This is a genomic window from Marinomonas sp. 63XJN7_9_ISO-PGPR-S23-217, from assembly GCF_056173515.1.
This window is the reverse complement of record NZ_CM149678.1, coordinates 5,235,001-5,247,135: the sequence shown is the minus strand read 5'-3', so window position 1 is coordinate 5,247,135 and position 12,135 is coordinate 5,235,001. Positions and strand designations below refer to the sequence as shown.

Annotated in this window: 9 protein-coding genes and 1 tRNA gene (1 of these 10 only partly in view); all 10 read left to right on the top strand. The window is 45.2% G+C overall.

All coding sequences use genetic code 11. The features are described from left to right. Positions 1 to 146 precede the first annotated feature (146 nt). Positions 147 to 1,214 (top strand): class II fructose-bisphosphate aldolase, encoded by a 1,068-nt coding sequence (gene fba, locus AC0VYI_RS24445; RefSeq protein ID WP_199477737.1) that lies wholly within the window; start codon positions 147 to 149, stop codon positions 1,212 to 1,214. Between the two features lie 121 nt (positions 1,215 to 1,335). After that, positions 1,336 to 1,420: transfer RNA gene (locus AC0VYI_RS24440), tRNA-Leu, on the top strand. A gap of 225 nt (positions 1,421 to 1,645) precedes the next feature. After that, positions 1,646 to 2,797: a substrate-binding domain-containing protein gene (locus AC0VYI_RS24435; RefSeq protein ID WP_475446179.1), complete on the top strand. Its 1,152-nt coding sequence runs from the start codon at positions 1,646 to 1,648 to the stop codon at positions 2,795 to 2,797. Next, complete coding sequence (locus tag AC0VYI_RS24430) at positions 2,791 to 5,379, top strand: hypothetical protein (protein WP_475446177.1); 2,589 nt, start codon at positions 2,791 to 2,793, stop codon at positions 5,377 to 5,379. Before AC0VYI_RS24435 ends, AC0VYI_RS24430 begins: the two co-directional genes overlap by 7 nt. Further along, a complete protein-coding gene (gene mtnN, locus AC0VYI_RS24425; protein WP_475446175.1) occupies positions 5,372 to 6,067 on the top strand; it encodes a 5'-methylthioadenosine/S-adenosylhomocysteine nucleosidase in 696 nt (231 codons plus the stop codon). Before AC0VYI_RS24430 ends, mtnN begins: the two co-directional genes overlap by 8 nt. Positions 6,068 to 6,192: 125 nt before the next feature. After that, positions 6,193 to 7,290, top strand: a complete 1,098-nt coding sequence (gene trmA / locus AC0VYI_RS24420; protein ID WP_475446173.1) for a tRNA (uridine(54)-C5)-methyltransferase TrmA — start codon at positions 6,193 to 6,195, stop codon at positions 7,288 to 7,290. Between the two features lie 217 nt (positions 7,291 to 7,507). Beyond that, positions 7,508 to 8,737 (top strand): phosphoglycerate dehydrogenase, encoded by a 1,230-nt coding sequence (serA, locus tag AC0VYI_RS24415; protein WP_199477742.1) that lies wholly within the window; start codon positions 7,508 to 7,510, stop codon positions 8,735 to 8,737. A 265-nt stretch (positions 8,738 to 9,002) separates the two neighbouring features. Further along, on the top strand, positions 9,003 to 10,112 hold the full coding sequence (locus AC0VYI_RS24410; RefSeq protein ID WP_475446171.1) for a substrate-binding domain-containing protein: 1,110 nt from the start codon (positions 9,003 to 9,005) through the stop codon (positions 10,110 to 10,112). An 86-nt stretch (positions 10,113 to 10,198) separates the two neighbouring features. Beyond that, positions 10,199 to 11,278 (top strand): ABC transporter ATP-binding protein, encoded by a 1,080-nt coding sequence (locus AC0VYI_RS24405; protein WP_475446169.1) that lies wholly within the window; start codon positions 10,199 to 10,201, stop codon positions 11,276 to 11,278. Beyond that, positions 11,271 to 12,135 carry the 5' portion of an ABC transporter permease gene (locus AC0VYI_RS24400; protein WP_199477745.1) on the top strand. 23 nt of this gene lie beyond the right edge of the window, so only the first 865 of its 888 coding nucleotides appear in the window; its start codon is at positions 11,271 to 11,273; its stop codon lies beyond the right edge, outside the window. Before AC0VYI_RS24405 ends, AC0VYI_RS24400 begins: the two co-directional genes overlap by 8 nt.

Here is a 12,135-nt window from a genome sequence, read left to right as displayed (position 1 = left end):
TAGGCTTTACACTAGGAATGACAATAAATGATAAGGCGTAAGCCACATGGATGCTTAGCATCTATGAATAAATAAACCAGAGTGAAATACCATAGCTCAGCCTTCTGTGAAAACCATAGAAGGCTCCATTGTCAGAGGAAACTTTTATGCCTTTAATTAGTATGCGTCAACTGCTAGATCATGCTGCCGAGCACAGCTACGGCTTACCTGCTTTTAATGTGAATAACATGGAACAGGTGAAAGCGATCATGGAAGCGGCGGACGAAGTTAATTCTCCTGTTATCATGCAAGCTTCTGCGGGAGCGCGTAAGTATGCAGGATCCCATTTCTTACGTCACCTAATCGCGGCCGCCATAGAAGATTACCCACATATTCCTGTTGTTATGCATCAGGACCACGGTACATCCCCCGCTATTTGTCAGCGTTCGATTCAACTTGGTTTTTCGTCTGTGATGATGGATGGCTCTCTAATGGCCGATGGTAAAACCCCCGCCAGTTACGATTACAATGTGGATGTGACGCGTCGTACGGTGGAGTTTGCTCATGCCTGTGGCGTTTCGGTTGAAGGGGAACTGGGCTGTTTAGGCTCTTTGGAGACAGGTCAAGCAGGTGAAGAGGATGGTGTGGGAGCGGAAGGCACCCTAGACCACTCTCAAATGCTGACAGATCCCGATGAAGCGCTTGAATTTGTGGAAGCAACAGGCATTGACGCCCTTGCTGTTGCGATTGGTACCAGTCATGGGGCATACAAATTTACTCGCCCACCCACTGGTGATATCTTAGACATCGAGCGAATCGCTACCATTGTGGAGCGTCTGCCTAACACTCATATTGTATTGCACGGCTCTTCATCGGTGCCACAGGATTGGTTAGCGATTATCAATGAATTTGGCGGTGAGATTCCTGAAACGTATGGTGTGCCTGTTGAAGAGATTGTCAAAGCCATTCGTTATGGTGTTCGCAAAGTGAACATTGATACTGATTTGCGTTTGGCAGCGACTGGGGCTATTCGCCGTAGCCTTGCTGAACACAAAGGCAACTTCGATCCGCGTAAATACTTAACAGAAAGTATTAAAGCGATGAAAGCGGTGTGTATTGATCGCTATGAAGCGTTTGGCAGTGCTGGTCAAGCATCACGTATCCATACCATCGACCTTGAGGAAATGGCCGTTCGTTATGAGCGCGGTGAGTACAAAGGTGGCCGTACTTTCTAAGTACAAACCTAAGAAAGAGCGAGCGCGTAGGGTGGAAAAAACTTTTTTTCATTTTTTTGTGAAAAACTCGAAAAAACAGTTGACCAAAAAAATGAGTTCCCTATAATGCTCGCCATTCCTTGCGGGAGTGGTGGAATTGGTAGACACGCTGGATTTAGGTTCCAGTGCTTCACGGCGTGAGAGTTCGAGTCTCTCCTTCCGCACCAAATTTAAAAAAAGCTGACATCATGTCAGCTTTTTTTATGTCTGAATTTTGTTCTTCGACCATTGTGGTTCGCTTTTCTCTCCCATTTACTTGTGTTGCTGTGTGATACGGCTTATCTTTTTGGCTTACTTTATAAAAAGGCGTTTGCACGCTTGTTTATCTGACTTTTTAATCGTGCAATGACGTCTAAAGATTGCTTCTGTCCGAAGTGCCAGCGGATATCATCATGCGACGACTGTTTTGTATTAACCTTTTTGCTCTTTTTCTTTTAGGTGTGTGTTCGTCCGCCCAGGCGATGAATGTGCTGCCCTATGTTATGAGTAGCCAGGATTTTTATCGTGCTTGGCCGGATCAGCGCCCATTAAGTGAACAACTTGCCGCTGTGGTTAACTCCCCCGCAGACCCTATAAATATGATGCAGATTTCTCCGGTACGAGTCGCATTTTTGTTGTCTGGTACGACGTCATCCATTAGAAACAAATCCCTATTACTAAGTTTTAAGCGGCGTATGCAAGAGCTTGGCATCGCCTATCAGATTACTATCTACGATAATCTGCAGAACCTTCAGGCAACGAGTCCTTTTGCTTTGATTAAAAAAGAAAAGCCTAATTATCTAGTCGCCACGGATTTGGATGTGATGCAAAGTCACGTAGTGGAAAGGGTGTTACAACAAGGTAAGACCAAGGTGATTTTTTTTAATTTATCGACGCCGCTGAAAAACTGGAAATACCAGCCGCCATTTATGTATGTAGGGTTTGATCAGTTGAAAGCCGTGCAAACACTGGCGAGCTATTTGGATCGGCAGTTGCCAAAGAAGACAAAACTTGCCGCTTTGGTGTTGTCATCTGGTTATATGAATGATTTACGCTGTAATGGCTTTTTGGATGCGATGGCAAGTCGTAATCGCCATATTGGTGATGTACAAACGGTGGCAGATAACGCGGAAGCCGCCTATGTGGCTGCCCAGCGAATCTTGAGAAAAACACCAGATGCTTTTATTTTTAGTTGTACGCAGTCTATTTCTAATGGCGTGGTAAGGGCGATCAAGGCCTACCATAACACCCATGCCCATCAAATAAAGGAAATGGCTGAGAGTAAAACTGAAGAGGATGGATTATCTTCGGCACAGACCAATAGCTGGGGGTTATCGGTGAATGAGGTGGATCATCTGATTAATGGGCCGGTGATGGTGAGTAGCCTGTTTATGTGGGATGACCTGGCTATTGCGGTTGCCGAAGGAATTAAAGGAGATATGGAAGGAAAAGCAGAACCCATGTTGTATGTTGGAAGAACAACGATCATGTCGCCAGAGCAGGACTCGACGAGTTTGCATTTGATGATTCAACAGGCCTATCGATACTCGGCGGTAATATGGTAAACGCGACAATGAGTCTTGAGCGTCGTGCCTTTTATCGCATACTGGCGCTATTTTTATTTGCGTTTGCAGTGGCATCGGCTGCCTCGTTTATTGCTTTTGATGCACGAGAAAAAAATGAACTTCAGTCCAGTCTAGTATTGAAAAAACAGATAGTGGAAGAAACCTTTGAAGCGTATTTAAATCGAGCTGAACACGAGATGAACTTTATCAGCCAAGATTTGTTACTCGGACATTACGCGCCTTCGAAAGCTTTGGATATGCTGTTTGGCCATCATGATTTATTATTCTTTGGTGGGTTGGATTTTTTTTATATTGATTGGGCGAATCGTCCGCCGGCGATCGATCCACGGGCACGTTTGTACACCAAGGATGATATCGCGCCCTTGTTACGTCAGGGTAAAATCAATCGTTGGGTAAAAGTGACCTCTAAAGATGGCGCCATATTTTTGCTTTATAAGAAAAAGTTGGTGGGGAAAGAGGGAATTAATGTCGGCTATTTGTACGGCTTTGTATCATTAAATGAAAACTTGACGTTAGCCAGCAAACTATTGGATGCGGCGAAAGTCGATATGGTGCAGATAAAAGATGCCTCTACTGGCGCTATTTTGCTCAAAGAAAAACGTAATTCGTTGGAATCTTCTAGCAATAGTGTGCAATTCACCAGTGCGTTTTCCTCTTCTGTTTATGATAGCCATTTCGAACTGGAGGTGGTAAGCAAGTCTGTCATATCTTCCGGTTCTCTGTATCACTGGGGGCAGTTCGTTTTTTGGCTCTTTATGGGGTTGGGGATTTTGTTTGTCTTATTGGTGATGCTGATTCGGCGTTTGGTGTTTTCGCCCCTAGCGTTTGTCGTAGGGCGGACGAGTGAGGAGTTTTTGCCTTTTTCGGAGTTGCAGCCATTACAGGTACAAGGCGATCAGTATCGTCAATTTTTGCAGGCGAAAGAGCGACGCTTTCAATTATTACTCGACTCGACCAACAATGCGGTGATGTTCTGTAATGAAGTGGCATGCGTCGATGCGATGAATAAAGAGGCTATGCGACTTTTCCCCAATAATCACCATGCTCGCAGTGTGTTTGATTTTACGCCCATTTCTGTTCACCAAGCGATTCAGGATGCTTTGAAGGGAGAGGTGGGTGTGAGTTTTGAGTTAACGTTGTCGCATTTAAATGTGATCTATCACTGGTGCGCTTACTCCTTCACCAATGAGAATGGCTTTCGAAGTTTATTGCTTGTAGGGCGTGATATAACGAATGAAAAACGCCTTTCTTGGCAGCTTGAGCAGCTAAAACCATCGTCATTACAATTGCATCGACACATAGACATTGATGTCTTGTTAAAGGAATTAAGTTTATTACCTCGTTGGCCCGATAATATCTCCAGTCAATATTTCCGTGGCTGGTTAGCCATTTTGCTGGCGTTGCTTGACGATCTTAAATCAGAAGAAACTCAGGCTGAAGACTTGCCTATTGGCGAATTGCTTGCCCGTGAGTGTGAATGGCTGACCTCGCGCTTGGGGGTCGCGCCCTACGATGTGCAAGTCGATTGTCCCGTGGATGTTGGTTCTATGATTGTTACATGTGACATTAATCTAAGAAACTTGTTGCGAGTCTTGCTTATGCTGGTGGTTTCAAGTGATGTATCACAGCGTCAGTTAACGCTTCGATCCGGTATTGATTTAGAAATGACGATCATCAGTGGAGCGGAGTTAAGACCCTTTTGGCATTGGATGATCAATGCTTTACTGCAACCGCTAACGGGTCGTCAACGTCAATTACGCAATAATGCTTTTAAAGTGGAATTGCCCTTGACGATAAAAGGCAATGAGCCTGGGAATGAAAAAGAAAGTTTTACAGTGGCTTGGGTGTGGAATGACTACCTTGAGGCTGAGCGTATCAAAGACAGCTTGGAACGGCTGGGTGGGCAGGTAGAAAGCTACTCCTCAACGGATGCTTTTTTTATGCAGGCAAGTGCTGTATCTCAATTCGATGTGGTCATCATGGGGAGCGATCATGATGTTCAAGCGCCCCGTCATATGATTAAAGCCCTAAAGGGACAACAAGATCGAGAAGAACTACCGATTATATGGCTAAGTACACAGCATAATGAGCACTTTGATTACGGGGTACTGGGGTTGTCTGGTTGTGTATCTGATTACCGTTTACAGAAGGTAATTGCTAAAGCGCGTCAGTATGAGGGTATTGTTCCCATGCGCTTGAGCGGCCGCAAGCGAGCTTGGATTGTGGTGGGAGGTAGCCGTGTCGCAAAAGCTATTTGGTATACTGAGCTTGAGCGTTTGTCTATTTCATCTCAGTGGTTGTCAGGGCTGGAAGAGTTTGAGGCGATTTTTCCCTATCATTCTGATGCAGTTGTGGTGCTATTGGAACCGCAGCCCAAGGACTTGTTAATGTCTGTTGTGCAACGTTTCCCTAGTATACGTTTTTACGCCGTACAAAACGGGCCCGAGATGATGGATAATGTACAACTTTATGAAATGTATCTTCCCTATACTGGGGAGCAAATTTGCGCGTTGCGAGACTATGTGCAAAGTACAACGGATTTAGGAGCAGAGAATGAGTAAGGTGATAGGTCTAATTGGTGCGATGGATGAAGAAGTCTCCGTTATTAAGGCGTGGATGACGGGAGTTGAAAAGCAAAGTATCGCGGGTTGTGATTTCTATACTGGGCAGTTTGAAGGTCAGAACGTTGTGTTGCTTCAATCTGGTATCGGTAAGGTCAATGCTGCGGTCTCTACGACATTATTGTTATCAAAGTTCGCGCCAGAATATGTGATCAATATCGGCTCTGCAGGTGGATTTGATCCCGAACTAAGTGTGGGTGATGTGGTGATTTCTGACCATGTTGTGCATCATGATGTGGATGTGACGGCGTTTGGTTATGCTATGGGGCAAGTGCCAAGTATGCCTGCAACCTATGCCTCTGATCCGGCTCTTATTGAAAGGGCCAGTGCCGCAGTAAGAGCGGTTGACCGAGTCAAAGCCAAAGTCGGTTTAATCGGTACGGGGGATAGTTTTATGAACGATCCCATTCGAGTGGAAGCTGTACGCGCGATTTTCCCGACCATGATCGCCGCGGAGATGGAAGCGGCTGCAGTGGCGCAAGTTTGCTTTAAATTTTCGACACCGTTTGTGGTGGTACGTTCTTTATCTGACATTGCTGGCAAGGAGTCGCCACAAAGTTTTGATGAATATTTGAAAGTAGCCGCGGAGAATTCCTCTTTGATGATTCAGCAAATGCTGAAAGCATAATGAGTTTGCTGACGCAGGGTAGCATATAGCTGTTATCGTCTGCGTCGGATTAGATTTGTCGCACTGGAACTCGTATAATGCCGCCCCTAATATGGTGCGTTTCCTTTGTTTAAAGAGTATGAGTCATGAGACCGGATCAAATCCAACCAGAATTGTATGAACAGCAGCTAGGCGACAAGCAAGCTGAATTGACCCGTTTAATGGCTGATTTATCGTTGCCAGCGTTAGAAGTGTTTTCCAGTGAACCTGCTTATTACCGAATGCGCGCTGAGTTTCGTATTTGGCATGATGGAGACGATTTGTTTTACGCCATGTTTGATTCGGCCGATCCCAGAACACCGATTCGGACGGATCAATTTCTTGCCGCTTCACGTTTGATCAACGAGCTCATGCCCAAGCTGATTGACGCAGTGCGCGATGTGCCTATTTTGCGTCATAAATTATTCCAAGTGGATTTTCTAACCACCACTACTGGTGAAGCATTGATCAGTCTTTTGTATCATAAACCGATTGATGATGAGTGGAATGCGGCGGCGCGCTTAATGAGTGAGGCCTTTCCATCCTGTCATTTTATCGGTCGCAGCCGCAAGAAAAAGCATATTCTAACCCGTGATTTTGTCATGGAAACCTTGACGGTGAATGGTCATAAGTACCATTACCAGCAAGTAGAAAACAGCTTTACTCAACCAAATGCTGGTATTAATGAACAGATGCTTGCCTGGGCGTTGGATGTTACCAAAGGTGCCTCTGGCGATCTGCTCGAAATGTACTGTGGTAATGGTAACTTTTCGATCCCATTGGCACGCCGCTTTGATCGCGTCGTGGCGACGGAAATTTCCAAAGTCTCAGTTCATTCCGCTCAGCTAAACATCACGATGAATGGGCTGAATAACGTTCAAGTCGTGAAAATGGCCAGTGAAGATGTTTCTGCCGCGCTCAATGGCGATGTGGCTTTGCCAAAAGCGTTAGTGCAGGCTGGAATGGCGGTGTTAAATCCATCGGTTGTGCTGGTGGATCCGCCTCGAGCTGGGTTAGACAATGCGACAGTAGAGTTGGTGCGGAAGGTGGATCGCATCTTATATATTTCTTGCAACCCAGAAACCCTAAAAGCCAACTTGGAAGCGCTATCCTCCACGCATAAGGTGGTGCGTTATGCCATGTTTGACCAGTTTCCTTATACCCATCATGTGGAAACTGGTGTGTTTTTAGAGCGCATTGACTAACCGCAAAAAGGGAGCCAATAGGTTCCCTTTATTGGTCTCTTTTACTCATAAAGACCATGATTTTTGCTGTCTCAATACGCCGTATAAGTTTTATATGAGTTTCACTCCTAACATAATGAAAGACATTCTAGTATCTTGAATACGACAGATAATGTTCTGTGTTAACATATTGGCGTGAAAATTTTCCCCCCACACTAATAGAGAAGTCGAACGAGCCATGAGCAACACCTCACTAGACAAAGACAAAATTAAAATCTTGTTATTAGAAGGCATTCATCAATCTGCATTAGATACTTTGCATGCCGCTGGTTATACCAACATCGAGTATCATAAAACCGCGTTGGCGGAAGAAGACTTGATCGATAAAATTTCCGAAGCACACTTTATTGGTTTGCGTTCGCGTACTCAGTTGACAGAAAAAGTACTGTCCCATGCCAATAAACTGGTGGCAATTGGTTGTTTTTGTATTGGTACAAACCAAGTGAACTTAGACGCCGCAAGCGAAAAAGGTATCGTTGTATTTAACGCACCCTTTTCCAATACGCGCAGTGTGGCTGAGCTGGTGATTGGTCAGTTGATTTTGTTGTTACGTGGTATTCCTGCGAAAAACGCGGCTTGTCATCGCGGCGGCTGGATGAAATCTGCTGTAGGCTCTTTCGAAACTCGCGGCAAACGCTTAGGGATTATTGGTTACGGAAGCATTGGTACTCAGCTGAGTGTGCTGGCCGAATCCTTGGGGATGGACGTGTGTTTTTATGACATCGTGACCAAGTTACCTTTGGGGAATGCCCATCAAGTTAAAAGTCTGAAAGAGTTGTTGTCTACCAGTGACATTATTAGTTTGCATGTACCTGAGACCGCTTCCACAAAGATGATGATCGGAGCCAAAGAAGTATCACAGATGAAAAAAGGCTCGATCTTCATCAACGCCTCTCGTGGTACAGTAGCCGATTTGGATGCCGTTGCTGCTGCGCTTAAAGCGGGTGATCTAAGTGGCGCGGCGGTGGATGTTTTCCCAGTCGAGCCAAAGGGCAATGATGAAGAGTTTGTGTCACCTCTACGAGGCTTGGATAATGTGATTCTAACCCCTCATATTGGCGGTAGTACTATGGAAGCGCAAGAAAACATCGGCGTTGAAGTGGCTGAGAAGTTGATCCAGTACTCTGATGTCGGGACAACAATTGCATCCGTTAACTTCCCTGAAGTGGCGTTGCCATCACAAGCGGATAATCACCGCATTTTGCACGTTCACCATAACCGTCCAGGTGTGTTATCTAAGATTAACGCTATTTTCTCTGATAATAACATCAACATTACTGGTCAGTACTTGCGTACCACTGAAACATTGGGCTACATGGTGATGGACGTGTCTGCCGAGGCAGGTGAATTAGCGCTTGAGAAGTTGAAAGACGTTGAAGGTACCATTAAAGCGCGTGTTTTATTCTAAACAGAGCGTTAGAACGATCGAAAAAAAACCAGCCTCGTGCTGGTTTTTTTTCGTCCTTTGTCTGTTGTTATGCTCTGGTTGAAGTGGGGCGGTGGTGAAATGTGAATTTAAACTGACATAAATTTGTCATTTTTCTGTAGTATGGTATGTTTATTGAACACTCGTTTAATAAAAAAGTGTTTTATTGGCGTCTCTTGATCAAAAAAGGCGTTTGAAGTGTCTCCGTTTAACGAGACCACATAAACCATCTTAAAGGAGTTTTAGAATGACTCTCTCTCGTCGTCAATTTATAAAAGGCGCTTCCGTTGTCGGAGCCGTTGCCGCTTCCCCTTTCATGATCAACCGCGCAGTAGCCGCCAATAAAGAATTACGGATCTATGCTTGGGCGGGGTATATCACGGATGAAATGCTAAAAGATTTTAAAGAAAAAACAGGCATCAATGCGACCTTTACCCCCTATGGTACCAATGATGAGTTGATGAACTCACTGCGTGCAACCGATGGTACGGGCTTCGACATTATTATGCCGACTGTGGATCGTGTGCCTGGCTATGTTGCTTACGATCTTGTTCAGCCGTTAGATACAACTCGCATAAAATGGGACGGTTGTTTGGATAGTGCCATTTCTGGTTCCAAAGTCGGTGGGGTCGTCAAAGGCAAACGTTATTTCGCTCCCTCTGACTGGGGAACAGAAGCGATTGCTTACAATAAGAAAGAGGCAACAGTCAGTAAAGAATTAAGCTACGGCGACTTATGGCTACCTGAGAATGCGGGTGGTGTTACCGTTCGTGCCCATTCTGCATTGGTTGGTATTGGGTTGTGGCTTGAAAAACAAGGTAAGTTGCCTTTCCCTCTGTTGGACTCTTATAAAACAGAGAAAGCCATGCGGGCTAACTTTGATGTGATTTTGAAAACCGCAGTCAAATACAAAGGTTCTATTGCTCAATTCTGGTCAACTGAAAATGAGGCGCAGGGCGCCTTTCGGACCAATGGTGCCATCATTGGGCAAACTTGGGACAGCACCGCCTTCAAATTGCAATCAGAAGGCGAGCCTATTGTCTATCGTGCACCAAAAGAAGGAGCACTGGCATGGATGGAAGGCTTTGTTGTTCCTAAAAATGCCAATAATGTGGACTCAGTGTATGAGTTCATTAACTGGTATTACACACCAGAAGCGGGAGCTATGTTTGTCAAAGCGACAGGCTATAACTCCACTGCGAAGGGAGCCGAAGCGCTGCTGCCTCAAGCAACGAAAGATTTCTTCAATACCTCTTATACCAAAGAAGATTTGGCAAACCTTTGGTGGTGGCCAATTCAAGAGCCTTGGTACGTGGCGTTGCGTAACGAGTATCAAGACCGTTACTTATCTGCCTAATCCTTATCGAAAAAATCCCTCGTGGCGTTCAGCTTCGAGGGATTTTTTAATGAAACGAATTATTATTAAAAATTGAGAGAGGTAGTATGGACAGCAGTGTTCATCTAGATAACGTCGTGATGCAGTTTGGTGAGTTTACTGCAATTCAAAAAACAGATTTACAGATTGAGTCAGGGGAGTTTTTCAGTTTTCTTGGGCCGTCTGGTTGTGGCAAAACCACCATCTTAAATATGATCAGCGGCTTTTTAGAGCCAACCCACGGTGATGTGAAGATTGGCGGCCAAAGTATGCGTGGTGTGCCCGCTAATAAACGTCCTACCTCGATGATTTTCCAGAACCTAGCTCTGTTCCCATTGATGACGGTTGCGGAAAATATTGAGTTTGGCTTAGAAGTGCGTGGCGTTTCTAAAGCAGAGCGCAAAAAAACATCAGACCGACTGCTGGAGCTGGTGGCTTTGGATGGCAGCGGTTCTAAAAAGGTGACGGAACTATCTGGCGGGCAACGTCAACGTATTGCGATTGCGCGAGCCTTGGCCGTTGAGCCTAGGGTGTTACTGCTTGATGAGCCCCTATCAGCATTAGATTTAAAACTACGTCAGCATATGCGTGCAGAACTGAAAGACATTCAGCGTAAGACAGGCATCACCTTTATATACATTACCCATGATCAAGGTGAAGCGTTAACCATGTCGGATCGTGTTGGTGTTATGTCAGCAGGGCGACTGCAACAAGTGGCCGATCCTATTACTTTATACCGCGATCCTCATACTTCCTTTGTCGCTTCCTTTGTTGGCGAGAATAATGGCATAGAAGGTAAGGTGCTGAGTTTAAATAACGGCATGGCGGAAATGGACTGTGGTCAGTTAGGGCATTTACAAGGACGAGTACACAACACAGTCAAGGCGGGAGATCAAGCAACGCTTTTTATTCGTCCAGAGCATTTTCGCCTGCAAGCGGAAGACAATATGCTGACTATTCCAAGTAAGATCGAAGAGGTGAACTTCGAGGGTGCTTATTTAACGCTAAACGCGAATACAGCCGCTACTAAATTGGCAATTCAGCTGGGTGCCCATCAGTTTTCCGAGTCTCTGGTGGCTGGGGCGGATATATCCTTGTCCTATAAAGTTGAGGATGCCATCATTTTAGGAGCCGCAGAGTATGTTTAACCAACTTAAAGCCCGATTTGGTAGTGGGTTGGCGGTCGGTGTCATTGGCATGATCGCCATTTGGATCATTGCTATGGTGGTGCTACCTCAGCTGTTAATGGTGGATTATTCCTTTCGTCCTAATTTGCTTCCTGCAGAGATTGGGGGGCCGAAAGATGTGTACTCTTTGGTCAACTATCAGACCTTGTTCACCAATAAGATCCACTTGGAGATTTTCTTTAAGACCATTTGGTCGAGTGTGTTGGTGACTGGACTGACATTAATCGTCAGTTATCCCATTGCGTTTTATTTGGCAAAAGTCGCTACCCCCCAAAAAGCCGCATTATGCTTGGTTTTGTTGATCATTCCATTCTGGATCAATGAAATTCTACGGACTTTTGCTTGGTACATTATCTTAGCTTACAAAGGACCATTGAATGCCTTGCTTCTTTGGCTTGGTTTTATCCACCGCCCCATTCGCTTTTTATCCGGTGATGGTGGGGTGCTGATTGGTATGGTGTACGCTTATATTTTGTTTATGATTTTTCCAATTTATAACGCCATTGAGAGTTTGGACACCAATCAGATTAAAGCAGCGCGTAATTTGGGGGCTGGCTGGATTCGTACCCATTGGCGAGTGGTCATCCCTCATGCTAAACCCGGTATTGCCACTGGCTGTATTATGACCTTTATGTTGGCAGCAGGCAGTTACGCAGTGCCTTCAATATTGGGCTCTCCAGGCAGTCGCTGGTTCACGCAGATTATTTATAATTGGTTTTTTGAAGGAGGTGACTGGAATCAGGGAGCAGCATACGCTTTCTTGTTGCTTGTTATCTGCATCGGTTTTATCGCTTTGGTTATGCGTGTCTTTAAGGTTG